Origin of the sequence: Nocardia anaemiae NBRC 100462 (genome assembly GCF_001612725.1) — a bacterium.
Taxonomy (GTDB): domain Bacteria; phylum Actinomycetota; class Actinomycetes; order Mycobacteriales; family Mycobacteriaceae; genus Nocardia; species Nocardia anaemiae.
The window spans coordinates 110,181-133,186 of sequence record NZ_BDAZ01000018.1 but is presented as its reverse complement, the minus strand read 5'-3'; the positions used below and the strand labels follow the sequence as shown (position 1 = coordinate 133,186).

At 65.4% G+C, this 23,006-nt stretch carries 28 protein-coding genes; 14 read left to right on the top strand and 14 right to left on the bottom strand.

Annotation, left to right across the window (positions count from 1 at the left end; translation table 11 throughout):
* The 3 genes from NA5_RS13220 to NA5_RS13210 form a co-directional block, all read left to right on the top strand.
* The coding region (locus NA5_RS13220; protein WP_169811292.1) for a response regulator transcription factor at positions 1 to 363 on the top strand (363 nt) is incomplete at its 5' end.
* Positions 364 to 430: 67 nt separating this feature from the next.
* Complete coding sequence (locus NA5_RS42850; protein WP_281201709.1) at positions 431 to 553, top strand: hypothetical protein; 123 nt, start codon at positions 431 to 433, stop codon at positions 551 to 553.
* Positions 554 to 963: 410 nt separating this feature from the next.
* Positions 964 to 1,170, top strand: coding sequence for a hypothetical protein (locus tag NA5_RS13210; RefSeq protein WP_062985465.1), 207 nt, complete (start codon positions 964 to 966; stop codon positions 1,168 to 1,170).
* Between the two features lie 185 nt (positions 1,171 to 1,355).
* Here NA5_RS13210 and NA5_RS13205 read toward each other — a convergent pair whose 3' ends face one another.
* The 4 genes from NA5_RS13205 to NA5_RS13190 form a co-directional block, all read right to left on the bottom strand.
* A complete protein-coding gene (locus NA5_RS13205) occupies positions 1,356 to 1,568 on the bottom strand; it encodes a hypothetical protein (RefSeq protein ID WP_157110378.1) in 213 nt (70 codons plus the stop codon).
* Positions 1,569 to 1,579: 11 nt separating this feature from the next.
* Positions 1,580 to 2,023: a hypothetical protein gene (locus NA5_RS13200; RefSeq protein WP_062985461.1), complete on the bottom strand. Its 444-nt coding sequence runs from the start codon at positions 2,021 to 2,023 to the stop codon at positions 1,580 to 1,582.
* Positions 2,024 to 2,152: 129 nt separating this feature from the next.
* Positions 2,153 to 2,419: a hypothetical protein gene (locus NA5_RS13195; RefSeq protein WP_062985459.1), complete on the bottom strand. Its 267-nt coding sequence runs from the start codon at positions 2,417 to 2,419 to the stop codon at positions 2,153 to 2,155.
* A complete protein-coding gene (locus NA5_RS13190) occupies positions 2,416 to 2,742 on the bottom strand; it encodes a hypothetical protein (RefSeq protein ID WP_062985457.1) in 327 nt (108 codons plus the stop codon). Before NA5_RS13190 ends, NA5_RS13195 begins: the two co-directional genes overlap by 4 nt.
* Positions 2,743 to 2,991: 249 nt before the next feature.
* On the opposite strand from NA5_RS13190, the gene NA5_RS13185 reads away from it, so the two are divergent.
* Together NA5_RS13185 and NA5_RS13180 are read left to right on the top strand one after the other, a co-directional pair.
* Positions 2,992 to 4,164, top strand: coding sequence for a helix-turn-helix domain-containing protein (locus NA5_RS13185; RefSeq protein ID WP_062985455.1), 1,173 nt, complete (start codon positions 2,992 to 2,994; stop codon positions 4,162 to 4,164).
* Between the two features lie 164 nt (positions 4,165 to 4,328).
* Positions 4,329 to 5,321, top strand: coding sequence for a 1-aminocyclopropane-1-carboxylate deaminase/D-cysteine desulfhydrase (locus tag NA5_RS13180; RefSeq protein WP_062985454.1), 993 nt, complete (start codon positions 4,329 to 4,331; stop codon positions 5,319 to 5,321).
* A 61-nt stretch (positions 5,322 to 5,382) separates the two neighbouring features.
* Here the strand turns inward: NA5_RS13180 and NA5_RS13175 are convergent, their stop codons facing one another.
* Positions 5,383 to 5,829: a MarR family winged helix-turn-helix transcriptional regulator gene (locus NA5_RS13175; protein WP_062985452.1), complete on the bottom strand. Its 447-nt coding sequence runs from the start codon at positions 5,827 to 5,829 to the stop codon at positions 5,383 to 5,385.
* A gap of 82 nt (positions 5,830 to 5,911) precedes the next feature.
* Between NA5_RS13175 and NA5_RS13170 the strand changes: the two genes are divergently transcribed.
* A complete protein-coding gene (locus NA5_RS13170; protein ID WP_062985450.1) occupies positions 5,912 to 6,286 on the top strand; it encodes a cupin domain-containing protein in 375 nt (124 codons plus the stop codon).
* 80 nt (positions 6,287 to 6,366) lie between these two features.
* On the opposite strand, the gene NA5_RS13165 is transcribed toward NA5_RS13170, so the two are convergent.
* Complete coding sequence (locus NA5_RS13165; RefSeq protein WP_062985448.1) at positions 6,367 to 6,972, bottom strand: TetR/AcrR family transcriptional regulator; 606 nt, start codon at positions 6,970 to 6,972, stop codon at positions 6,367 to 6,369.
* 110 nt (positions 6,973 to 7,082) lie between these two features.
* On the opposite strand from NA5_RS13165, the gene NA5_RS13160 reads away from it, so the two are divergent.
* Entirely contained in the window at positions 7,083 to 8,879 is a 1,797-nt protein-coding gene (locus NA5_RS13160; protein ID WP_062985446.1) for an acyl-CoA dehydrogenase, read from the top strand.
* Between the two features lie 4 nt (positions 8,880 to 8,883).
* Here NA5_RS13160 and NA5_RS13155 read toward each other — a convergent pair whose 3' ends face one another.
* The 4 genes from NA5_RS13155 to NA5_RS13140 are packed head-to-tail and all read right to left on the bottom strand — an operon-like array spanning position 8,884 to position 12,596.
* A complete protein-coding gene (locus tag NA5_RS13155; protein ID WP_062985507.1) occupies positions 8,884 to 9,429 on the bottom strand; it encodes a hypothetical protein in 546 nt (181 codons plus the stop codon).
* Positions 9,429 to 10,544, bottom strand: a complete 1,116-nt coding sequence (locus NA5_RS13150; protein ID WP_174555229.1) for a hypothetical protein — start codon at positions 10,542 to 10,544, stop codon at positions 9,429 to 9,431. The genes NA5_RS13155 and NA5_RS13150 overlap by 1 nt, the downstream gene beginning before the upstream one ends.
* A 31-nt stretch (positions 10,545 to 10,575) precedes the next feature.
* Positions 10,576 to 11,013 (bottom strand): FixH family protein, encoded by a 438-nt coding sequence (locus NA5_RS13145; protein ID WP_157110377.1) that lies wholly within the window; start codon positions 11,011 to 11,013, stop codon positions 10,576 to 10,578.
* Positions 11,010 to 12,596 carry a hypothetical protein gene (locus NA5_RS13140; RefSeq protein ID WP_245672212.1) on the bottom strand — a complete coding sequence of 529 codons (1,587 nt, stop codon included), beginning with the start codon at positions 12,594 to 12,596 and terminating at the stop codon, positions 11,010 to 11,012. Before NA5_RS13140 ends, NA5_RS13145 begins: the two co-directional genes overlap by 4 nt.
* 523 nt (positions 12,597 to 13,119) lie before the next feature.
* Here NA5_RS13140 and NA5_RS13135 point away from each other — a divergent pair.
* The 6 genes from NA5_RS13135 to NA5_RS13110 are packed head-to-tail and all read left to right on the top strand — an operon-like array spanning position 13,120 to position 19,875.
* Positions 13,120 to 13,905 (top strand): GntR family transcriptional regulator, encoded by a 786-nt coding sequence (locus tag NA5_RS13135; RefSeq protein ID WP_062985440.1) that lies wholly within the window; start codon positions 13,120 to 13,122, stop codon positions 13,903 to 13,905.
* Entirely contained in the window at positions 13,905 to 14,132 is a 228-nt protein-coding gene (locus tag NA5_RS13130) for a 4Fe-4S dicluster domain-containing protein (RefSeq protein WP_040689749.1), read from the top strand. The genes NA5_RS13135 and NA5_RS13130 overlap by 1 nt, the downstream gene beginning before the upstream one ends.
* Before the next feature lie 16 nt (positions 14,133 to 14,148).
* Positions 14,149 to 15,576: an ABC transporter substrate-binding protein gene (locus NA5_RS13125; RefSeq protein WP_062985438.1), complete on the top strand. Its 1,428-nt coding sequence runs from the start codon at positions 14,149 to 14,151 to the stop codon at positions 15,574 to 15,576.
* Positions 15,573 to 16,448, top strand: a complete 876-nt coding sequence (locus tag NA5_RS13120; RefSeq protein WP_062985436.1) for an ABC transporter permease — start codon at positions 15,573 to 15,575, stop codon at positions 16,446 to 16,448. Before NA5_RS13125 ends, NA5_RS13120 begins: the two co-directional genes overlap by 4 nt.
* Positions 16,445 to 17,191 (top strand): ABC transporter ATP-binding protein, encoded by a 747-nt coding sequence (locus tag NA5_RS13115; protein ID WP_062985434.1) that lies wholly within the window; start codon positions 16,445 to 16,447, stop codon positions 17,189 to 17,191. Before NA5_RS13120 ends, NA5_RS13115 begins: the two co-directional genes overlap by 4 nt.
* A complete protein-coding gene (locus NA5_RS13110) occupies positions 17,188 to 19,875 on the top strand; it encodes a fumarate reductase/succinate dehydrogenase flavoprotein subunit (RefSeq protein WP_062985432.1) in 2,688 nt (895 codons plus the stop codon). Before NA5_RS13115 ends, NA5_RS13110 begins: the two co-directional genes overlap by 4 nt.
* 159 nt (positions 19,876 to 20,034) lie before the next feature.
* On the opposite strand, the gene NA5_RS13105 is transcribed toward NA5_RS13110, so the two are convergent.
* Both NA5_RS13105 and NA5_RS13100 read right to left on the bottom strand, forming a co-directional pair.
* A complete protein-coding gene (locus NA5_RS13105; RefSeq protein ID WP_157110376.1) occupies positions 20,035 to 20,400 on the bottom strand; it encodes a hypothetical protein in 366 nt (121 codons plus the stop codon).
* A gap of 221 nt (positions 20,401 to 20,621) precedes the next feature.
* Positions 20,622 to 21,206, bottom strand: coding sequence for an NAD(P)H-binding protein (locus NA5_RS13100; protein ID WP_062985428.1), 585 nt, complete (start codon positions 21,204 to 21,206; stop codon positions 20,622 to 20,624).
* An 82-nt stretch (positions 21,207 to 21,288) separates the two neighbouring features.
* On the opposite strand from NA5_RS13100, the gene NA5_RS13095 reads away from it, so the two are divergent.
* Positions 21,289 to 21,783 carry a phosphoribosyltransferase gene (locus NA5_RS13095; protein ID WP_062985426.1) on the top strand — a complete coding sequence of 165 codons (495 nt, stop codon included), beginning with the start codon at positions 21,289 to 21,291 and terminating at the stop codon, positions 21,781 to 21,783.
* 107 nt (positions 21,784 to 21,890) lie between these two features.
* On the opposite strand, the gene NA5_RS13090 is transcribed toward NA5_RS13095, so the two are convergent.
* Both NA5_RS13090 and NA5_RS13085 read right to left on the bottom strand, forming a co-directional pair.
* Entirely contained in the window at positions 21,891 to 22,430 is a 540-nt protein-coding gene (locus tag NA5_RS13090) for a MarR family winged helix-turn-helix transcriptional regulator (protein WP_062985424.1), read from the bottom strand.
* 65 nt (positions 22,431 to 22,495) lie between these two features.
* The gene (locus tag NA5_RS13085) at positions 22,496 to 22,975 is read right to left on the bottom strand and encodes a hypothetical protein (protein ID WP_245672211.1); all 480 of its coding nucleotides are present in this window, start codon (positions 22,973 to 22,975) and stop codon (positions 22,496 to 22,498) included.
* Between the last annotated feature and the right edge of the window lie 31 nt (positions 22,976 to 23,006).

Here is a 23,006-nt window from a genome sequence, read left to right as displayed (position 1 = left end):
GGCAATCGCGCCGCCGCCCGCGAGCCCCTGCGCGAAGCCGCCCAACTCGCGGCGGAATTGGGGGCGCCGCCGTTGACCGAAGCAGCCGAGAGACTGGCCGAGCGCGCCGGGGTCACACTCCACTCAACTCAGCCGGAACCGGTGAAGCATCCGCCGCGTACCTTCGGTCTGACACGACGCGAGCTCGACGTATTACGTCTGGTCGCACAGGGATTGAGCAATCGCCAGATCGCGGCCGAGCTGTTCATCAGCGGCAATACCGCGGGCGTGCATGTATCACGGATCCTCACCAAGCTCGGTGCCGCGACGCGAACCGAAGCCGCCGCGGTGGCCCGCAAACACGGCCTCATCGAGCCCGAATGAGGCGGCTGTTCGGGACTCGCAGCATGACCCGAACTGCTTCAACCGCCGCTACCACTGGGTCACGCGAATGGTCAACAGCCGCAGGGCCAATCACGGACTCACCGCAGCCGACTGGAACGACGCCATGTCCATCGAAGTACGGCCCGTCGGCATCGACCTACGCACCGGGGACGACAGGGCCTGGCTGTAACGCGCCATCGATCCCGACCTCCTCGTCCTCGGCCCCCTGTACAAGCTCCACCGAATGAACCCGAACGAAGAACAACCCGCCCGAGACATCCTCTGGGTACTCGACGGACTCCGCGAATGCTACGGCTTCGCGCTCCTCACAGAAGCGCATGCGGGCAAAGCAACCACCGGTGACGGTCGCCGCAACATGTCACCGATTGGCGCTAGCCTCTGGCTCCGATGGAGTGAATTCGGATTCGGGCTCGCCCGCGCCGCAGAGGACCCTGGCAAAGGCCGCGCCGAAATCGTCGACGTCGTGTCCTGGCGTGGATCCCGAGAAGAGCGCGACTGGCCCTAGAAACTTCAGCACTCGCCGATTCTCCCGTGGATGCCCGCGGACCCGGACTACTACGACCAGGTAAGGAAGTCGCAGTGAGCGTCGCGCCACCGCCCAACGACGGGCACACCATCGTCCGCGTCGTCGAAGCCTTCGCGCGCAACTGGCCCCACCTGAAACCGCCGAGTTTCCGGGCCGCGGACGTTCTGCCGCTACTGCACGGCGACGACCGTGAATACGCCGCAGCGTCAGCGCTGTTAGAGGCAGGCCGCGTCTGGTACCCGGACGGAGAACAACCCTGAGACGTTCACCCGACCAGCTCTCCGGCTATTCAGGGCAGCCATCGGTCACCACCGGCACCGGAACCTACGTGCGTATCACCTGACACCAGACACGCTCAAACAGCAACGCGCGTCATTCATTTCAGGACTGCGCGGATGGTTGCCAGTCGGTGTGACCGGCTCCCAGTCTTGCTCTCGGAGGGTGATCACGCAGACTTCGGCTCGTAGTCTGCATAACGGCGTGGCGAATTAGCCATCGCCGTTGCGGTGATCTCGTCTGCGGCCTTCATCAGCAGGGCAATCGCTGGATGCTTCGGCGTACCCGCGATCGCGTGAAGATCCTCCACAACCGCCTGTATCCGGTCACACAGGTCGCGCGACTTATCCATATCGAGGCCATTGGCCTGGCTGTCGGACATGTTCGCCTCTCTCATCTGCTAGGGCATTGACTGGACGGTATCTCGCGCACCGTCGAGTAGTCACTGAACGCGAAGGGTGTCCCGTGAAGGCGGCCGAGGATGCTCACAGCCATTCGCCAGCGCCCCGCGTAGCAGGCGGCGGAGACTTCGTAGGTGGTGAAGCCCGGCGCGCTCGGGGGGATGCTGCTGTCGGTCTTGGAAGAGGCCGTCTCCCATCGCCCGTTGTTGTCGTATTGCAGCGCGAGGGTCAGGGTGTGCTCCTCGGGCGGTGCGTCGCACTGCGCCAAGCCTCGCGCGGTGATCTGTGGTGTAAGCACCATCGGCAGGGACCGCGAAAATTCGAACCCGCAGGACTTCGCTGAAGCGTTCGCGGGACCGGTGCCGTCGGTCAGGTTGCCCGCGCCCATGGTCAAGATGAGGGAGCACGCCGCGAGCGCTGCTCTGATGATCTTCATTTTCTTTCCTCCATGCGGGTACGCGAGCGAGCAGGGCGAACTGGACGAGACCGAAGTAGCGGCGGACTCCGGCGTCGCGCGCGTCCGGGCGGTAAGCGGCGGCCATCGACATCCGGTTTGCGGGGATCCTCACTGATCGGCCCACTCGCGGACTGCGTCTGCGATGCGCTCGACCAGCTCGACTGGCGGACCCACGGGCGCTGGCGGCCCGACGAACGGGATACGTTGCGGCAGTGCGGTATCGATGACACACGCGGCGTCGATGTCGATGAATCCCACCCCCAACGCGGCAGTGGTTTCCAACTCAGGCGTATCGATGGCGTCCAATTCGTCGACCCATCCATCGTCACCGAGGAATCCGAACGTGCCGTCGCCGAACTCGATCACCCCGCTCACCGGACCGCTTCCCGCGTGGGCTGAAGCTTGCCCGCCTCAGCGCGGACCCAGTAAGCAGTGTTCTTGGCGTCGCAGATCTCGCGACTGCACTCGAGGTGTTCTTGCAGGACGTAGCCAGCTTCTTCGACGGTGTATCCGCCGGGAGGTGCGGGGTGGATACGCGAGGATTCACTGGCTACTCGCTCGAGGATGTCGGTTGCTGGGATCGCGTCGTCCGGGACGGAATCGGAACGGAGCAGGTAGGGCAGGCCGTAGAAGACTAGCCACAGGAAGAACATGACCGTGGCGGCGACAACCATGACTGTGACGAGTTCAGCGGGCATTGCGTAGTCCCCTTGGATACATGTGCGGTTGAGTGCGCACGCATCGCGGATCTCGAATCGCTGCGGTGCCAGGGCCGCGGCGTCTAAACGATGTCGTGCGCTGACTGGAACGTTCGCACTCCTCGACGCCGTCGAAGTATCACCAAAGTGCCACCGCATGACACTGAAGTGTCAATGGTGTTGACACCGCGATGTCGCTACCCTGGGTGGAGGCATGGGGGCAACTTTCAACTTCAAGGAATTTGAACCATGGCAATGGGTCTCGGCATAGGCAAGCGAATCGCCCGAGAACGTCGCGTTGCCGGAATGACACAGCTGCAGCTGGCTCGGGCTATTGACTACAGCCCCTCCATGGTGCGCAAGGTCGAGCAGGATCTGAAGATCCCGACGCCAGGATTCATTGCTGCGGTCGCTCGCGTATGCGACATCGACCAGGAGGTACTGCGTGGCACGCCATTCCGGGACACCCTCGAAGAAGAGGGCCCACTCGAGGGCATCGCCGAACTGCGCGCGATCCTCTGCGAAGGCGAATATGTGCGCGCCGTAGAGCCTCCGCCGCTCGCTGAGTTACAGGCAGCGATGAAGGTGATCAACGACGACGATCGCAAGGGCAAGAGCCGTCGCGCGCTGGCGAATCTGCCAGCGTTGATCCGACAGGCATATGGCGCTTTACGTGACAATCCAAGCCCTGAGGTTTACGACCTGCTTTGCAGCGCATTCAATGCGGCTGATCGGATGTGTCGACGCTTCGGGTTCATGTCGTTGACTATTCCCGCAATCGACCGATATGACTGGGCTGCAGCACATTCGGGCGACCGCCTCGCCGTCGCCGTCGGCAAGGTGATGCGTACCCGGTTGCTTGTCTATCAAGACAGCACCGACCTGGCGCTGATGCTCGTCGACAAAGCGCTGGTCGAGGCGCAAGGCGACAGCGACGATGCCCTTTCGGTTATGGGGGCGGCACACCTTGCGGGTGCCGTTGCCGCCGCCCGCGGGCTGCGGCTCGACACGGCGCGGGATCATATCGCCGAGGCGCGGCTGATCGGTTCGCGGTTGGGGTTCGAGACCCGCGCGTACGAGACGCTGTTCGGCCCGGCAAATACCGAAATCCATTCGGTCGGTGTCGAACTCGAAGCGGGCGACCCGGGACGGGCGGCACGTGAGGGTTCCGCCCTTATCCTTCCGCCGTCGATCGCGAAGACCCGCGCGGGCCATTTGTGGCAGGACATCGCCCGCGCCTGGGTGATGACAGGACAGCCGGATAAGGCGATCAAAGCACTCAACGTCGCGCGTACGGTTGCTCTCCAGCAGACGAAGCTGCATCCGAGCGTGCGAGAGACACTCGGTGCAATCGCCGCCGCAGAGCGGCGCAGCACAGGAAGCACGGCAGAGTTCGCACGCTGGCTGGGCGTCTCCGTTTGAGGATCTCGATGTCGTTTTGTCGGCCGCCGCGATACCCGCAACAGGACATGTGATCACGTGGAAACTGTGGCGGCATCGGCCGAGAAGCCCCCGCCACCAGCCACCTGATCTTGATCACTTCACGTCCAGCACCGTAGGGAGCTGAATCCGATAATGGTCGGACTATGATCGAACCCCTGCTCCACCAGCGCTTCCCCGAACTGGCCAGCGCACTGCCGTTCGCCCCGCTCGGTGTCGCGCCGACGCCGGTCCGCCCGCTGGAGCTCGGCACCGACAGCACGGTGTGGTGCAAGGACGAAAGCGGGTACGGGTCCGGCGGTTGGGGCGGCAATAAGATCCGGAAGCTGGAGTGGCTGTTGCCCGAGGCCCGACGGCGGGGTGCCCGCACCATTCTGACCTTCGGTGGCACCGGAACCAACTGGGGTCTGGCCACGGCGCTCTACGCTCGGGAGTTCGGCATCGACACCGCGCTGGCGCTGGTCGACCAACCGGTAGACGAACACGTCCGCGAGCAGCTGCGGAGACTGGAAAACACCGGCGCCACTTTGCATTTCACGCACAGCAGGCTGCGCACCATCTTGACCGTCCCGTGGCTGCTGCTGCGGCATTTGCATGGACGCACCCCACCGTATCTGCTGCCCGTCGGCGGATCTTCGCCGATCGGCGCGCTCGGCTATGTCGAGGTCGCATTAGAACTGGCGGCGCAGATCGCCGCGGGCGAACTACCGCAACCGACACATCTGGTGACCGCCGTTGGATCCGGAGGCACGGCAGCGGGTTTGGCCCTCGGCCTACGGCTTGCCAGACTACGCACCCGCGTCGTCGGCGTCGTCGTCAACGACTCGCTCCCCCTCGACGCGCGACACATTGTCGAGCTGGCGAACCGCGCCGCGACTGTGCTGCGCGCCCGCGGCGCGGAATTCACCGTGCCCGAGCTGCGCCCGGATGACGTGACGATGGTGCGCGACTGGCTCGGTCCCGGCTACGGCCATGAAACCCCGGCCGCCATTGCCGCGCAGAAGCTCGCCGCGACCAACGGGCTGGAATTGGAAACCGTCTACACCGCAAAGGCTTTGGCCGGACTCCTGGAGATGGATACCCGCGGCGACTTCGGCAACGGACCCGTTCTGTTCCTCAATACCTACGGGCCGCGCTGATCCCGATCCAGCCCCAGAATGACCGCCGACACCGCGCGCAGCCACGCTGTGTCGATGACTCTCATAGCGGCCGAAAGGTCCGCTCTTCGCCGGAAACCGGTGCCGTGCCGACCACCTCGCACAGCACCGCACGCACTGTGGCGACCTGGTCCCCGCCTACCCTGGCGATCAGCCCGCGCTCGTAGGCGGCGTGGAATTCGCGCACCGTGGCCAGTAGGTCGCGCCCCCGGTCGGACAGGTGCAGCAGCTTGGCCCGCTTGTCGGCCGGATCTGGGCGCCGCTCCACATACCCGTGCCGCACCATTTCGTCGACGACCTTGGCCGCTCCCTGCGCGCTGATACCGAGCCCTTCAGCCAGTTGACTTGCGGTGCGGGCGTTTTCGTCCAGCGAACGCAGGACGTAGCCGTAGGACGCACCGAGTCCCCGGTATCCGCGCTCGGCCAGGTGGGCGTGTAACTCTCCGACCAACTGCTGATATGCCCTCCCGAGCAGGATCCCGAAATCCATCTTGACTCTCCTTGCAGCAATATGTTCAACTGTAGTTGTACACCTTAGTTGAACACCTCGGTTGAAGATTAGGAACCACGATATGCCACACATCACCGCGGACAGCGCGCCACACTTCGAGAACGACCACGCGACGTTCGTCGGCCTCGCCGCACCCAGCCGCGGCGCCACCGAGAACAGCGCCTGGCGACTGACCCTGAAGCCCGGCACCGACGCCCCCGCACACGCCCTGGACCGCGAGGAGATCTTCATCGCGCTGTCCGGAACGATGACCGTCACCATGGGCGACGAAACGTTCACCGTCACGGCCGGAGACGCACTCATCGTGCCCGCATATCAACAGTTCGCGATGTCCACCCCCAGCGATGAAACCTTCGAGGCAGTCGTCATATTGCCCGTCGGCGGACAGGGACTCATCCCCGGCCAACCCCCCATCGTCGCCCCCTGGGCCCGCTGACCATTCGTCGTGGACGACCACCATTCGACTACATTCGACGCACTCTTGCGACGACCGCGACGTGCGGGCGCAGTGAACGGCTAGGGACTGCCCTGATCCGGGTCGAGTCCCAGAATGACCGCCAGCACCGCGCGCAACCGCTCCACATCGCCGCGAAGGCCGGTCACCGCATCCTGATACAGGAAGGCCTCGATAAGCCTGACCAGCGCATAGGCGAAGGTGTGGGTGTCGACCCGGTTCTGGTAGCCCTCCACCATCGCGGTGTCGAGAATGTCGGCGACCACGCCGACCACCTTCGGCTGTACCGGCCCGTCGCTGGTGGTGATGATGCGGCCCGCGGTGGCCTGTTCGGTCGCGATGAAATAGCGGTAGGCCTCGCTGCGCGTCAGCCACTGCGCCACCCGGTCCAGCAGGGCGAGTACTCGCGGCGCGCCCGTGCCGTCGGCGCGCGTCTGCGCCGCCACCACCATCCGCTCGAATTCCGACACCATGACCGCGCCGAGCAGACCGTCGCGCGAACCGAACCAGCGGTAGATGGTCGCGCGTGACAATCCCAGCTCCGCCGCGATGGCCTGCACATCGACCCGCTCGCAGGCCAGGAACTGGGCGCTGGCCGCGGCGAGTACCTGGTCCTGGGAGGCGGCCGCGGGACGGCCGACGGGTCGGGCACCGGTGGTTGTGGTCATTCCAGCCCCGGGATCGATTCGCGACACATGGGTAGTAACGTACCAAATCGACCCGAGCGAGTACCGCGCCCGTCTGGGCCAGTGCTCCGCCACCGCGAGAGGATGTGCCCGTGCGCTCGAACCTGATCTCCCGTAGGGACCTGGACTTCCTGCTCTACGAATGGCTGCGGGTCGAGGAGCTCACGGCGTTGCCCCGGTTCACCGAACACTCCAGGGACACCTTCGACGGCTTTCTCGACCTCTGCGAGGATCTGGCCACCCGACACTTCGCCACCCACAACAAGCGCAACGACAGCAATGAGCCGACCTTCGACGGTGAGAAGGTCACCATCATCCCCGAGGTGAAGGCCGCGATCGAGGCCTTCACCAAGGCCAATCTCATTGGCGCCGCGATGGACGAGGAGATCGGCGGGCTGCAACTGCCCGCCACCGTGGAGGCGGCCGGATTCTGCTGGTTCCAGGCGGCCAATGTCGGCACCACCGGATATCTGTTCCTCACCGTCGGCAATGCCAATCTCCTTGCCGCGCATGGCACTCCGGAACAGATCGACCGCTTCGTCAAGCCCATGGTCGAGGGTCGTTTCACCGGAACGATGTGTCTGTCCGAACCGCAGGCGGGTTCGTCGCTGGCCGATATCGTCACCCGCGCCGAACCCCAGGCCGATGGCACCTACCGCCTCTTCGGCTCGAAAATGTGGATCTCCGGCGGCGATCACGAGCTGACCGACAATATCGTGCACCTGGTGCTGGCCAAGATTCCGGGCGGACCGGCCGGAACCAAGGGCATCTCGCTGTTCGTCGTGCCGAAATTCCTGGTGGCCGAGGACGGTTCGCTCGGTGCGCGCAACGATGTGGTGCTGGCCGGGTTGAACCACAAGATGGGATATCGGGGCACCACGAATACCGTGCTGAATTTCGGTGAGGGCAAGCACAATCCGGACGGCTCGCCCGGTGCGGTGGGCTATCTCGTCGGCGAACCGCATCGCGGCCTGTCCTACATGTTCCACATGATGAACGAGGCACGCCTCGGCGTCGGTCTCGGCGCAACGGCATTGGGCTACACCGGATACCTGAAATCACTCGAATACGCCCGGGAACGCCGTCAGGGCCGCGCGATCACCGCCAAGGATCCGTCCACACCGCAGACACCGATCATCGAACATCCCGATGTGCGGCGAATGCTGTTGGCGCAGAAGGCTTATGTCGAGGGCGCGCTCGCTCTGCTGCTCTACTGCAACCGCCTCGTCGACCTGGAACGCACCGCCACGGATCCGGCGGCCCAACGCGAGCACACCCTACTGCTGGAAATCCTCACCGGCGTGGCGAAGAGTTGGCCCTCGCAATGGTGTCTGGAGGCCAACAGCCTCGCCATCCAGGTGCACGGCGGCTACGGCTACACCCGCGAATACGATGTCGAACAGCACTACCGCGACAACCGCCTCAACCCGATCCACGAGGGCACCCACGGCATCCAGGGTCTGGATCTGTTGGGCCGCAAGGTGATCCAGCACGATGGCGCGAGCCTGCGGCTGCTGGCCGCACAGATCGAGCGGACCGTGCTCGCGGCCACCGAGGCGGGCGGCGAGTGGACCGAATTCGGCGGACAGCTCGACGCGGTCTGGCAACGGCTGCTCACCGTCACCGGCTGGATGTTCGCCTCCGGCGATATCGCCGCCGCCATGGCCAATTCCAGCATCTACCTGGAGGCCTTCGGGCACGTCGTGGTCGCCTGGATCTGGCTGGAGCAGGCCCTCGCCGCGCACGGCAAGGAAGGCGACTTCTACGACGGCAAGCGTGCCGCGGCCCGCTACTTCTTCCGTTACGAATTGCCCAAGACCACACCGCAATTGGATCTGCTCGAGCTGATGGACCGCACCACGCTGGAAATGCGGGACGCCTGGTTCTGACCCGTCAGACGACCAGCGGCTGCCGCCCCGGTCGGGTACGACGCCAGGCCACCGCGAGGAAGACCAGCAGGCCGATCAGCGGCAGGGTGCCGATCGTCCAGCTAAGCGGCAGCGGCGGTCCGGGCTGGTCGAGCACCGTGACATCGCCGAGGGTCCCTTCGCCGTGTCCGAGCGGGCCGTCGATCGCGAAGGTGAAGGTGTAGGTGCCTGGCGCGTCGAAGGCCTTGACGTCCAACCCCCAGGAGTCGCGTTTACGGGGATGACGAACCAGCGGCGCGGCGCGGCGGCCGGGTCTGATCGCGGGTCCGGTCAAGCGCAGCGTCCCGGATTTGTCGGCGATGCCGCCATCGGGCATGAAGGTGAAGTCCAGCGACTTCATCGCCCGGATGGGCCAGGTGGAGAAGCCGACGGTCACGCCGTACGGGCCGACCTGGACGCGCTCGGTGTGCACGATTTCGACCGGCGCGTACGCGGCGGCGGGGGCGACGGCCACCAGCGACAGCGTGATCACGGCCAGTACGGAGACGGCGAGCCTGCGGAGTACCGACATCACGCATCCTTCATTGCGGGCAGCATGGTGGTGAACCGACCGCCGAGGAATCCGGCGAGCAGGCCGAGCGGAATGCCGAGCAGCGTGATCGTCGCGATGTCACCGACGGCGATGTGCGAGACGCGGACCAGATTCAACTGCAGCGGGAATGTCATGCCGATGATCACGCCGGTGACGGCACCGGCGACCAGCACCATCTTGCGCGCATCGAAACCACGTTCGCGCGCCAGCCAGAACAGCGCCTCGACGGCGACGGCCGCGAAGATCAGGAACATCGGCATCATGGCGGGCAGATCCGGCGGACGGCCGGTGAGACCGTCCCGCAGCGGCAGGCCGATCGCCGACGCGTAGGTGTGCGTGGCCCAGGGCGAGAACCACCACAGGATCGCCTGCAAGGCGCCGAGTGAAACCGCGATGGCAATCGCCGCGCCCGCTCGGGCCAATAGCGCCGCGCCGAGGATGAGCAGCAGCGGCCCGAACACAACGGAGCCGAGGATGGTCGGATCGACGGGCAGATGCAGATTGTTCAAGGCAGTGGTGGGAATCGGGGCGAAGGTGATCAGAATCGAAATCGCGACCACAATGCCCATCCGGCCCCACCGATGGTCGCGGTGGGCGGCGAAAACAATGATGCTGCCGATCATGGTGAGCGCGTTGGACAGGAACAGCGCCACATGTGAGGGCGTATTGAGCACCGCGTCGAAACCGTAGATCGAATGCCACTCCAGATCGAGCAGGCCGTAGAGCAGGAATAGTGCCGCACCGGCTCCAGCGATCATATAGCCGAGCGGTGCGGTCAGGTTGCTGCCGAAGACTCGGATGGGAGTGCCGCCGAGGCGGGGCACGGGCTTATCGGCACGCTGGGCGGAGGTCGCGATGAGAACCATTGCCAGACTGGCGAATCCGGAAATCGCGCTGCCGGAGTACAGGAACAGGTGCGGCAGGGTGAAGAAGGTGTCCGGACCGACTTCGTTGTGCCACTGGATATCCCAGCTGAGACCGACCAATGTGACCGCGGTGCCGAGTAGTACGCCCCAGGCACCGATGCGAGCCGCGGTGCTGTCATCGGAGATGTTCGGTCCGGCGTCGACTTCGACCGGCGCTGATGTGCTCATGGTGTTCATTCCTCCTGAACTGTGCATGTTTTCAGCCGCCGACCCAGATCGGCACCGCGAGTTCGTCAACGCTGTCGTGTTCGTCGATCGATAAGCGAAGCTCCCACGGGCCGGTCATCATGAGTGGTACCGATGGGGCATGGAAGTGTCCCGGACCGGTGGCCGCCGCCGCGATGGGCTGTCCGGCGTGGCCCATGAGCGGTTGGTTCGCCTGAATGCGCACGGCGGCATGGTCTTTCGTCGCGCCACTGCGGTCGGTGACGGTGACATCGATTGCGGTGCTTCCGATTCGGACGCTATCGATGGAGATGGTGACGAGATGTTGTGGGGAACCGGTTCTCAATACGAGCGGACCGGATGGGCGCGGCCAGACGAACCACGCGATGGCGGCCAGCACGATGACGACCACCACTCCCCCGGCGAGAACACCTTTCCGAGATGTGGCAGTGTTCTCCGCTTGCTCGCTCATGGCCGCGCTCCGGCCGCGACATCGAGTACGACGGGGACGGTGAGCACGGTGTAGCGCCGTTCGACCTGGATCCAGAGGCGATAGCAGCCCGCGAGGGGGAAGGTGTAGGTGAACGGAACGTCGGGACCGTACGCGGCGACCGTCTCATCGGGTGCGCTTTCGCCATTGGCGGGTGGCATGAGCATAATGCCGTGGCTCGCGGCGGGTTCGGTCATATCCATACCGTGCATATCCATATCCGGCATGTCCTGCATCGATGTCGCACCCATCGAATGCCCGTGTCCCCAGATGGGTGAGTTCTGCACGGCCGCAGCGATATCCGGGTCGCTGGGTACTGGACCGGACATGATCAGATGGCCCACCATACCGAGCCACGGTTGCAGATCGGCGGCATCGCCGAATTCGGCGGTAATCGTGATCGGTGCTCCTGCCACCGGAGTGGTCGTCCTGATGGTGACCGGATTACCGTCGACAACGGTCGACGCGGTCTTGTCACCACCACCGAGATGCACTGCGGCACTGGCTGATTCCGGTGCCGCGACACCGGGTAGGACAGTGAACCCAGCTGTCGCGCGAACCATTTGCACACCACCGCCGCGCCGCGCCAACTCCGCCGACAGCGCATACCGCCCGGCCTCGGGGGCGGCCAGATGAACCTGATACCGGCCGGTTCCGATCCGGATCGGGTGTAGATGCGACAGGCGGCCGCTCGGGCCGACCATCAGCAGATGCATGAGCGCACTGTCGTGCACGACCAGATCGTCGACGGTTGCGCCGGTGGCCGCATCGATCAGAACGAGGTCGAGATCGCCCGGCTGCCCGGCGTTCACGGGCCCACCCGCGACCGTGAGCAGTACCGGCGGCCGCGAAAAGTCCGAAATCAAAGGCTGATTCACCGCATAGGGATCGGTGACATTATCGAGCGTGGGATCGAGCTGACTGCCTGGTTGCGGCGGCAACGGCAACGATGCCGAAAGCAGTGCGGCAGTCACCGAAACCGCCACCCCGGCCACCATCCCGGCGGCCGGAACCAGCGCCCACACGCTGCGCCGAGCACGAATCGCGATCACCACGGCGACGGGCAACAGTACGCCCGCCACCAGAAACCCACCGTAGACCAGGCGCTCGGGCGGCGAGGTCACTTGTGCGGGCACAATGAACGGAATCCGCGCCACCCGAGTGCCATCGCCGACGGCCAGTTCCCATGGCCCGGCGCGGTCCATTCGGACTGTCGCCGAGTACATCCCGGGCGTGCCGCCGAGTTCGACAACCGCCTCAGCCGCGGGCGCTCCCGGCGCGGGCTGCATCGATTGCGTCGAGACCCCTGTCGGTGTCGCCGCGAGCCTGAGTTGCCCGGGCGCGGTACCGGCATGGGTGACCACATCCACCCGCAACGGCCCCGGCACGCTGGTCACCCGACGCAGGATGATCGTGAGCTCCCGATCGCCGAGCGACTGCGCGACCGAAATATCCGCACCGGAGGACGCCGAATCCGCCGATACGGAACCCGCCCCGATCGACACCAACAACGCACACACTCCGGCGACCAGCAGAGCGCGACCAAAACCGGCGACAACAGCCACGCCCGCCATGGTAGGGATGCGTGCCTGCCAGAACATCACCCCCAGTGGGGATTTCGCCTCCCTCGCCGGAGTGATGCCGCCCTGATACCGGCTTACGGATAATCCCCCGGCTCAACCACCAGGCGCCCACCCCACGGGCCATCACCCTGGTGCCACCACGCCCGAAGAAGAGCGGCGCAATGGCCGCACCCTCGGCCGTGGACACGCCGACTGTGAGCCGCCCGGCGACAGATGAATCGCCTAGCGCGATTCACCATCGTGACGCCAGTCCGATAGCCAGGAGCTGCGCTATCCGAACGGGATCGGGCATCGTGGTCGGCGTGCTGGCCATGGTGGGTGCCGACCCGGCATTCGAATCTGTGTGATCGAAACTCATCGGCCGCGAACAGGGTGGCGCAATGGCCACTCCGAGACTCATCCGCACAGGTCAGAGCAGGTTGGAGGCGGCGCAATAACATCCGCTGATTTGGACAGCTCGAATGTTGGCATTCGGGCGGTCCAGCGCCAACTATCGTCGCTGTCCATGCAGGTCAGCGAGAGAAAGGTGGCGGAGGTGGGAGCCGAGGCGACGCCCGTGCGACGGTTGCGGGCCGACCAGGCGCGCCGGATAGCCGACGTGCTGCGTCATCAGATACATGCGGGGGCCTTCGACGATGTGCTGCCGAGTGAGCAGGAGTTGGTCGCGGAATACGACGCGTCGCGCAATACCGTGCGCGACGCGCTCGCGCTGCTCAAGGACGAAGGGCTGATCGATCGGGTGCCGAAGGTGGGCACCAGGGTCGCCCGACGCAAATACGATCACGGGCTCGACGCGCTGCTCGGACTGCAGGAAACCCTCAAGGGCCACGGCACGGTGCGCAACGAGGTGCGCGCGGCAATGCACATCACCGCGCCGCCCGCCGTCGCGCGCAAGCTCGGGCTGAATCCCGGTGAGCGCGTGGTCTATATCGAACGTCTGCGCTATCTGGCCGACCTGCCGCTGAGCCTGGATCTGACCTATCTCGCACCCGATATCGGCACCGAGGTCCTCGGCCACGATCTCGAGACCAACGACATCTTCGTACTCATCGAACAGATCAGCGGCGGACCGCTCGGCTCGGCCGACCTCGCGCTGGAAGCGATTACCGCGGACGCGCACACCGCCGCCACCTTGGAAGCGCCCGAGGGCGCGGCGCTGCTGATGCTCGAACGGCTGACCCGTCTCGACGACGGCAGACCGGTGGATCTGGAATACATCCGGATGCGCGGGGACCGAATCACCATGCGCGGCAGCCTGATCCGCAGCACATCCGAATGGAAGGTCATCTGATGGCACTGGCGAACCAACGCACCGACATTCCCGTGACCATCGACGAATCGCTGTGCATCCAGGGTTGCACGCTATGCGTGGAGATCTGCCCGCTCGACTCGCTGGCCATCAATCCGGAAAACGGCAAGGCCTTCATGCACGTGGACGAGTGCTGGTATTGCGGCCCGTGCGCCGCCCGGTGTCCCACCGGCGCCGTCACCGTCAATATGCCCTATCTGTTGCGCTGAACGATCCGGAAGTCCAATGAAGAAACGCCTCGCTCCCCTGCTCGTCGCCGTCGCACTCGCCGCGGCAGGCTGCTCACTGCAGAGTTCGGACAACACTCCCGCCGGAACCGTCAAGGTCGTCGTCGGCTACCAGTCCAAGACCATCAATACCGTCACCGCAGGCACGCTGCTACGCGCACAGGGCTACCTCGAACAGCGGCTACAGCAGATCACCGACAGCGGTGGCGCCAAGTACCAGGTGGAGTGGCAGGACTACGACACCGGCGCACCGATCACAGCGCAGATGCTGGCCGAAAAGATCGATATTGGATCGATGGGCGATTATCCGTTGCTGATCAACGGATCTCGCACCCAGTCCAATGAGCGCGCCAAGACGGCACTGGTATCGGTGACCGGCTACAACCCCAAGGGCGCGCTCAATATGGTTGTGGTGCCCCAGGATTCGACAGCGACCGGAATCGGCGACCTGGCCGGGCAGAAGATTTCGGCCAGCGTCGGCTCGGCCGGACACGGCACCCTGGTGCAGGCGCTCTCGCGGGCGGGCGTCGATCCGGCCAAGGGCGTCGAGGTGCTCAACCAGCAGCCGCAGATCGGCGCGACCGCATTGGAATCGCATCAGGTCGGCGCGCTCGCGCAGTTCGTGGCCTGGCCCGGACTGCTGGTCTTCCAGAACAAGGCGAAATTGCTCTACGACGGTGCGGAATTGGGTGTGCCCACCTTCCACGGCGTGGTCGCGCGGCGTTCCTATACCGCCGATCATCCCGAGGTGCTGCAGGCCTTTCTCGCCGCCCAGCTCGATGCCACGAAGTTCCTGAACGACAAGCCGTTCGAGGCCGCCAAGATCGTCGCCGACGGTTCCGGATTGCCGCAGGAGGTGGTGTATCTCTACAACGGGCCCGGCGGAACGTCTTTCGATACCACGCTCAAGCCCAGTCTGATCAGCGCGTTCAACGGCGATGTGCAGTACCTGAAGTCGATCGGCGACTTCGCCGAACTCGATATCGATAAGTTCGTCGATCCCGCACCGCTGCGCAAGGCCTTCGCCGACAACGGCGTCGGCGATTATGACCAGGCGGTGGCCGCGACCGTCAACCCCAGCCGCGTCACCGGCACCGATCCGGTTTGCGCACGTCCGGTGAGCAATGCCGCGCAGGCTGGTGAGCTCTGGCTCGACGGCACGGATCGACCGCAGCCCGCCGCCGATCCGACCTGCCTGCTGCGCGCGGTCCAAGCCGCCAAAGCGCAGGGCAAGGTGATCCGCGCGGCGTATGTGCCCGATGCCGAACTCGGCACGCGCTGGTTCGCGGATAAGGCGGTGTGGTTGCGCGACGGCGACAGCTTCCTGCCGTTCACGACATCGGCTGCCGCGCAACGCTATCGGCAGGCGCACCCGGCCGCGACGGCGATCTCCTACGACCAGGCCGTGACGGAAGTTCGACCATGACAGCATCGCGCAGCGTTACGTTGAGGGGCGCGGGCACGGCGGCCCTGGTGGGCCCCGCCGTGGCCGACAACGACGAAAACACCTGGGCGCGTGGACGTTCCACATGGCGTACCCGTGCGCTCCAGGTGGCGTCGGTCGCGGCCGCGATCGGACTGTGGCAGCTGCTCACCGCAAATAATGTGCGATGGTGGCTGCGCTTCGACACACTGCCGACGGTCACCGAGATCATCCGCGAATTCGGCAAGCAGCTGCGATCGGACCAGTTCTATGTCGATGTCGCACAATCGCTGATCCGTATTCTCACCGGATTCGGACTCGCGGCCGTGGTCGGGGTGCTCGCGGGCATCGCTCTCGGCCGCTCCGGGCTCTTCGCGGCGGTGCTCGGACCGCTCACCGAATTGGCCCGGCCGATTCCGGCGATCGCGCTGGTGCCGGTGGCGATCCTGCTGTTCCCGAGCGACGAATCGGGCATCGTCTTCATCACCTTCATGGCATCGCTGTTCCCGGTGCTGGTCAGCACCAGACACGCGGTGCGCGCGCTGCCGACCATTTGGGAGGACGCGCTGCGCACGCTGGGCGCCTCGCGCACCGATGTCCTTGTGCGAGTGGTCTTTCCGGGCATCCTGCCGGGAGTATTCAGTGGTCTGTCGGTGGGCATGGGTGTGGCATGGATCTGTCTCATCTCGGCGGAGATGATCTCCGGGCGGCTCGGCATCGGCTACCGGACCTGGCAGGCCTACACCATCGTCGATTATCCGGCGGTATTCGTCGGCATGATCACCATCGGCATCCTCGGCTTCGTCACCTCCGGAATCGTGGAATTGGCCGGACGTCGGATCACCCGCTGGCTGCCGAGGGAGGTCGCAGAATGACCACGACAACCGCACCCGCCACCGCCGCTGCCACCGGAATGCGGTTGAGCCTGAATGGGATTCGCATCGCATACGGCGGCAAAACAGTGCTCGACAACCTCGACTTGGACATCACGCCCGGCGAAATCCTGGTTGTGGTCGGCAAATCCGGCTGCGGCAAGTCGACGCTGCTGCGTGCGATCGCCGGACTGCGCGAGCCGGACCAGGGTGTGATCCGCGCCGACGGCGTTGCGGTAACCGGACCGTCCGCCGATCGCGCCCTGGTCTTCCAGGACGATGCGCTGCTGCCGTGGCGCACCGCGCGCCAGAACATCGAGCTGGCACTGCAATTGCGCAAGGTGCCGCGCACCGAACGCAAGGCGGCCGCCCGGCACTGGGTGGACGAGGTCGGACTCACCGGCTACGGCGAATATCTTCCGCGTGATCTCTCCGGCGGCATGCGGCAGCGAGTTCAGTTGGCGCGCAGCCTCGCCGGATCGCCGCGTGCGGTGCTGATGGACGAACCGTTCGGCGCACTCGACACTCAGACCCGGACAACCATGCAGCGCTTGCTGATCGATACCTGGCGCGCGCACCCCACCACCGTCGTATTCGTCACCCATGACCTGGACGAGGCACTGCTGCTCGGCGACCGCATCGCGGTACTCGGCGGCGGCGTACTGCACACCCTGGTCGATGTGCCCGAGCCACGCACACCGGCGGATCGCCGGTCGGTGAAGGCCGAAATCCTGGAGAAGTTGTGAATATTCCCGAGCTATCCGATCGGATCCGGCTCGACTGCGATGTGCTCGTCATCGGCGGCGGCACCGCGGGGACCATGGCCGCACTCACCGCCGCCGAGGCGGGCGCCGATGTGCTGCTGCTGGAGAAGGCGCACGTGCGCCACTCCGGCGCCCTGGCCATGGGCATGGACGGGGTCAACAATGCCGTGATTCCCGGCAAGGCCGAGCCCGAGGACTACGTCGCCGAAATCACCAGGGCCAATGACGGAATCGTCAACCAGCGCACTATATATCAGACCGCCACCCGCGGCTTCGCCATGGTGCAACGACTCGAACGCTACGGCGTGAAGTTCGAGAAGGACGAGTACGGCGAGTACGCGGTGCGCCGGGTGCACCGTTCCGGGTCGTATGTGCTGCCGATGCCCGAGGGCAAGGACGTGAAGAAAGCGCTGTATCGCGTACTGCGTCAGCGCAAGATGCGCGAGAAGATCCGCATCGAGAACCGGCTCATGCCGGTGCGGGTGCTCACCGATGCGGGCCGCGCGGTTGGTGCGGCCGCATTGAATACGCGCACCGGTGAATTCGTGGCGGTAGGTGCCAAGGCGGTAATCCTGGCGACCGGGCCGTCCGGCCGATTGGGACTGCCCGCATCGGGTTATCTGTATGGCACCTACGAGAATCCGACCAATGCTGGCGACGGGTACTCGATGGCCTATCACGCCGGTGCGGAGCTCAGCGGTATCGAATGCTTCCAGATCAATCCGCTCATCAAGGATTACAACGGTCCGGCCTGCGCCTATGTGGCCAATCCGTTCGGCGGGTACCAGGTGAACGCGAAGGGCGAACGCTTCGTCGACTCCGATTACTGGTCCGGACAGATGATGTCGGAGGTCAAACGCGAGATCGAATCCGCGCGCGGGCCGATCTATCTCAAGGTGTCACATCTGCCCGACGAAACGCTCACAACGCTCGAAGGCATTCTGCACACCACCGAACGCCCGACCCGCGGCACCTTCCACGCCAACCGCGGCCACGACTACCGCACCCACGATATCGAGATGCACATCTCCGAAATCGGTTTGTGCGGTGGACATTCCGCCTCCGGCGTATGGGTAGACGAACATGCCCGCACCACCGTGCCCGGACTATACGCGGCAGGTGATCTGGCGTGCGTGCCGCACAACTACATGATCGGCGCTTTTGTCTTCGGTGATCTCGCCGGTGGCCATGCCGCATCCACATTGCCGGAAGTCGCCGCACCCGTTGAACTTCCGGAAGACCAGCTGGCCGCGGCACACGAGCTGATCTACCGGCCGTTGCGGCAGCCGGACGGCCCGCCACAGCCGCAAGTCGAGTACAAGCTGCGCCGATTCGTGAACGACTATGTCGCGCCGCCGAAGACGGCCGCGAAGCTGTCGATCGCGGTCGAGACCTTCGAGCGGATGCGCGGTGAGATCGCCGAAATCGGGGCCCGCACACCGCATGAGCTCATGCGCGCGGTGGAGGTCTCCTTCATCCGCGACTGCGCCGAAATGGCGGCGCGTAGTTCGCTGACCCGCACCGAGTCACGGTGGGGGCTCTACCACGAACGTGCCGATCTACCGCAGCGCGACGATAATGAGTGGCGCTATCACCTGAATCTGCGCAAGAACTCCGATGGCGCGATGGAATTCCTGAAGCGGCCGGTGGCGCCGTATCTGGTCCGGGTGCCGGGTCTCGACGACCTACCGTCGACCGACACCGCGGTGGTCCCGGTCGCGCAGCCGGAACTCATCGGCGGCCGCGCACCGGCCGACGCACCGCGCACCGTCCGCACCTCGACCACACCGCCGTCACCGCGGCTGGTCAACCTGCTCGCTCTGGATTCGCCTACGGTACAGGATCTTTCGACCTATCTGTCCGACGCCGATGCCGGTGTTCGGGTGGCGGCACTGTCGGTATTGACCGAGAACACGCCCGAGGGATTCACCTCGGTACTGATCGGCGCGCTCGACGATGACGCGGCATCCGTTCGCGCGACGGCCGCGGCGAGTCTGCGCGAACTCGTGGAGGTGCTTCCCGACTCGACCGGTCTCGCCGATCGACTCGACTCCACCGACCCGGTCGTCCGGGCGACCGTGGTGGATCTGCTGCGCGCACTGCGAGCCGGATCGGCCACGCAATTCGGTGCGGCGCTGACCGATTCGGATCATCGGGTGCGCATCGAGGCCGTCCGAGCTCTGGTATCACTCGACGACTGGCAGACCGTCTCGACCGCGGCGACCGATGACAACCGCGAGGTGCGCATTGCCGTCGCGCACGGGTTGTCGGCGATCGGCGGACATGGCACCGAAACCGCGCGCGCTCTGGCCGAGGATCCGGATCCACTCGTGCGCGCGGCCGCCTTGGCGGCATTCGCGAAACTCGGTGTCGCACAAGATGACACGGCCCTGCTGGTCGATGCTCTGACCCACTCCGCCTGGCAGGTTCGAGTGGGCGCCGCACGAGGTCTCGCGGGCGCGGACCCCGACATCGGCGTAACCCCACTGTCCGAGGCATTGCACGATCCCCACCTCGATGTGCGCAAGGCAGCGGTATTGTCGCTGGCCAGCTGGCCACACAGTGGGTCGGCGCATGACGCACTGAAGCTGGCGATCGATGACACCGATGCGGATGTACGCGCCTATGCCCGCCGCGCGTTGGACAGTGCGCACCCGCTGTCGTAGTCGCAAACCGCTTATGCGGGATGCGTCGTCGCAATCGGGGTACGGCACTGCGCCGCTGGCCGAGGGAACTTCTCAACAGCGCCCTACCAAGGCCGCATCGCCGCGGATTGCGGGCTGCCGCGGCCATCGACCGCACCCACTGGGTTGAGTCGAATCGATTTACGCGCAGCGGAATTGGAAACCGGCGACCGGTGTGGTGCCGGGTGCCACATCGACCTGGACGTAGGCGATGCTCGCCAGCTCGCAGCCGGACGGGACGGAGGTGACCTGCGCCTGATAGCAGCCGCTCGGGAAGGCCTGCGTCACGGTTCCATCGCCGCCGGTGGTCAAGGTGGCAAGCACCGGACCGGCGGCGCACGTGGTGATGCCGACCCCGACACCGGTGACCGGCAGTTGATCGGTGCCGGTGGTCGCCCGCACCTTCAGCGGACCGTCGCCCGGTGCCTGAGCACCCGCCGCGCCAGCAGGCAGCATCGCCACCAGCGTGGCACCGAGTACGGACGTGACGAGCAGCGTGTTGCGCAAGCGGGTCTCCTTCGGCCGATGTGAGCGGATCCGGGTGATCGCCCCTGCCACCGTATTCCAAACCGACGGGCACGGCTATGACCCGCAGTCACCTGCCGATCAGAGGCGCCTGTCTGCGGGTCGGCGGCAACACCGTGTCGCCGGTCTATCCGTTCGCTATCGCCGAACCGGTGAGGGTTTCGCACCTTACGCGCGATGGCGATCCATAGTCGCGCCGCGGATCAGGCCTGGTCCGCGATGACAACCACGCCGCTGGGCGCATCGACCAGCGAAACCGTACGCGCGGCAGCATCATCCACGTGCACGCGCGGATGATCGGGCAGCTCGGATTCGTAATAGGTACCTGGACCATAGAATTGCCCATACTTCACGACCACGCCGCCGATCTCGAGTACCGCTGCCTCATGTTCCTGGATGACCGCACCGCGACCGGCGGGTGGCTGCCACGCAATGCTCTGGGCGAGAAAGCGTTTCGCGCCCGCGGACTGCGCGGCGGCGATCAGATTGCTGGTGCCCTCGGAACGGATGCGCGCATTCGCACCGGCGAGTTCCGGGAGCAGCACGACATCGTCGGGGAGATCGGTGAGCTGATGCATCACCAGATCGGGGCGGAAGGCGCGGACCGCCGCGGTGAGCGCGTCGAGGTCGTACACATCGCAGACCACCGGTTCCGCACCGGCCGCCCTGACCTGGTCGGCCTTGGCCGCGGACCGAGTCATCCCCGCGACCTCGTGTCCGGCCTCGATCAGCAAGGGCAACAACCGTATTCCTATGACGCCGGTCGCACCGGCCAGATAGATCCGCACCGACCCACTTTAATTCCCCGATCGGCCCGCGTAGCTGGTCGTATGCTCTAGGCCCAGCGGTATCGAGGGAGATGGAGAATCCATGGCGGATCGGGAAGTGTTGACCTGGGAACTATTCGGTACCGCGAGCCGCGAGCTCGCCACCGAAATCGCCAAGGACGGGTTCGAACCGGATCTGATCCTCTCGATCGCACGCGGCGGGCTATTCGTCGCGGGGGCACTCGGATACGCACTCGACGTCAAGAACCTGCATGTGATGAATGTCGAGTTCTACACCGGTATCAACCAACGCCTCGATCTCCCCGTCATGCTGCCGCCGGTTCCGCAGGCGGTCGATCTGGCCGGTGCGACGGTCCTGATCGCCGACGATGTGGCCGATACCGGCGCCACCCTCAAACTGGTGCGCGACTTCTGCATCGACCATGTCGCCGAGGTGCGCTGCGCGGTCGTCTATCAGAAACCGCATTCCGAGGTCGATTGCGAATACGTCTGGCGACGCACCGACCGCTGGATCAACTTCCCGTGGTCCACCGAACCGCCGGTGATCGATCGGCAGACCCGAGTGTTGGACGCCTGAGCCACACGACTCGTCACGCCGCACGCTCGGGCCGGGTCTGCGGATCGAGTACGCGGTGGGCGGGCCAGTCCGGGCTGGTACCCGGCGTACCGCCGCGTCGACGGTGGCTACCTGCTCGAGCGCTGGGCCGTGGCGGACTCGAGCCGGGCGCCGAGCGCGTTGACCTCGTCACGCAGTCGGATTAGGTGCTCGATCGGATAACCGACCTCGGCCATCACGGCCTCGATCATCTGTCGGGCCTGCGGCTGCAATGCGCGTCCGGCCTCGGTGGCGCGCAACTCGACGGCGCGGCGGTCGTTGGTGCTGCGGACGCTCTCGACCAGACCGTGTGCCTGCAGTCGCTGCACGAGCGGTGAGACCGTGCCATAGTCCAGCCGCAGCTGCTCACCGAGTTCCTTCATGGTCATCGCGGGCCGCTCCCACAACACCAGAAGTGCCAGATACTGCGGATAGGTCACCCCCATCCCCTCGAGAAACGGCCGGTACGCCGCGGTCATCGACCGGGATGTGGAATAGAGGGCAAAACACAGCTGTGATGTGAGCGAGAGCAGGTCGGCATCGGACACCCCGGCGGCCGCGGCGACACCATCGGCCCCCGCGGCCGCTCCGACAGGCACCACTGGTGTGGGATGCGCTTGTTCGGACATGGATCTGACTGTACGCACATGTGTGCGCCTGATATCACTATCCCTCGCCGACCGGACAACTCCGGCTAGCTGATATCGATCGTCCCGTCGAACACCAAGGGGGTCGGGCCCGGTTTGCAGTCTTGGAAGGAGCTCGTCGGCATCGGGACGCCGTAGCCGATCATGTTGGGCGCACCGTCCTGACCCTTGGTGACGGTGATCTGGATCGCCATCGCGTCAGGTGCGAAAACCATCACCGGTTCGGCGGTAGTGATCGGATAGACCAGCGACACAGTGTTGCCGTCGACCCGCAGGCAGGTGACAGGACCGGTGACCCTGATCGGCAGCTGCATATTGCCGAATCGGCCGGTAGCGACATAGGTGCCGGTCGCGGGACCATCGCCCTGTCCCTGCGCTTCCACGTGCAGGACGCTCATGCCCATCACCTGCATATTGCCGTTGATGGACACACTGGCGGGCTCGGCCGCCGCCTGCCCGGCCGTCGCGACCACCGCTGCCCCGGCCATAGCCACGGATGCGGCGAAACGGATAACCGAACTTGTCATCACAACCTCCTCTGTTGGCTGTGCGGTCGGA

Excerpts from the sequence above, each read along its gene's own strand:
- NA5_RS13090 (WP_062985424.1), bottom strand. The coding sequence starts at position 22,430 with ATGTCCGAACAAGCGCATCCCACACCAGTGGTGCCTGTCGGAGCGGCC.
- NA5_RS13200 (WP_062985461.1), bottom strand. The coding sequence starts at position 2,023 with ATGAAGATCATCAGAGCAGCGCTCGCGGCGTGCTCCCTCATCTTGACC.
- NA5_RS13115 (WP_062985434.1), top strand. The coding sequence starts at position 16,445 with ATGACCACGACAACCGCACCCGCCACCGCCGCTGCCACCGGAATGCGG.
- NA5_RS13145 (WP_157110377.1), bottom strand. The coding sequence starts at position 11,013 with ATGAGCGAGCAAGCGGAGAACACTGCCACATCTCGGAAAGGTGTTCTC.
- NA5_RS13170 (WP_062985450.1), top strand. The coding sequence starts at position 5,912 with ATGCCACACATCACCGCGGACAGCGCGCCACACTTCGAGAACGACCAC.
- NA5_RS13205 (WP_157110378.1), bottom strand. The coding sequence starts at position 1,568 with ATGTCCGACAGCCAGGCCAATGGCCTCGATATGGATAAGTCGCGCGAC.
- NA5_RS13150 (WP_174555229.1), bottom strand. The coding sequence starts at position 10,544 with ATGAGCACATCAGCGCCGGTCGAAGTCGACGCCGGACCGAACATCTCC.
- NA5_RS13165 (WP_062985448.1), bottom strand. The coding sequence starts at position 6,972 with ATGACCACAACCACCGGTGCCCGACCCGTCGGCCGTCCCGCGGCCGCC.
- NA5_RS13190 (WP_062985457.1), bottom strand. The coding sequence starts at position 2,742 with ATGCCCGCTGAACTCGTCACAGTCATGGTTGTCGCCGCCACGGTCATG.
- NA5_RS13180 (WP_062985454.1), top strand. The coding sequence starts at position 4,329 with ATGATCGAACCCCTGCTCCACCAGCGCTTCCCCGAACTGGCCAGCGCA.
- NA5_RS13130 (WP_040689749.1), top strand. The coding sequence starts at position 13,905 with ATGGCACTGGCGAACCAACGCACCGACATTCCCGTGACCATCGACGAA.
- NA5_RS13085 (WP_245672211.1), bottom strand. The coding sequence starts at position 22,975 with ATGACAAGTTCGGTTATCCGTTTCGCCGCATCCGTGGCTATGGCCGGG.
- NA5_RS13155 (WP_062985507.1), bottom strand. The coding sequence starts at position 9,429 with ATGTCGGTACTCCGCAGGCTCGCCGTCTCCGTACTGGCCGTGATCACG.
- NA5_RS13175 (WP_062985452.1), bottom strand. The coding sequence starts at position 5,829 with ATGGATTTCGGGATCCTGCTCGGGAGGGCATATCAGCAGTTGGTCGGA.
- NA5_RS13135 (WP_062985440.1), top strand. The coding sequence starts at position 13,120 with ATGCAGGTCAGCGAGAGAAAGGTGGCGGAGGTGGGAGCCGAGGCGACG.
- NA5_RS13120 (WP_062985436.1), top strand. The coding sequence starts at position 15,573 with ATGACAGCATCGCGCAGCGTTACGTTGAGGGGCGCGGGCACGGCGGCC.
- NA5_RS13185 (WP_062985455.1), top strand. The coding sequence starts at position 2,992 with ATGGCAATGGGTCTCGGCATAGGCAAGCGAATCGCCCGAGAACGTCGC.
- NA5_RS13125 (WP_062985438.1), top strand. The coding sequence starts at position 14,149 with ATGAAGAAACGCCTCGCTCCCCTGCTCGTCGCCGTCGCACTCGCCGCG.
- NA5_RS42850 (WP_281201709.1), top strand. The coding sequence starts at position 431 with ATGGTCAACAGCCGCAGGGCCAATCACGGACTCACCGCAGCCGACTGG.
- NA5_RS13095 (WP_062985426.1), top strand. The coding sequence starts at position 21,289 with ATGGCGGATCGGGAAGTGTTGACCTGGGAACTATTCGGTACCGCGAGC.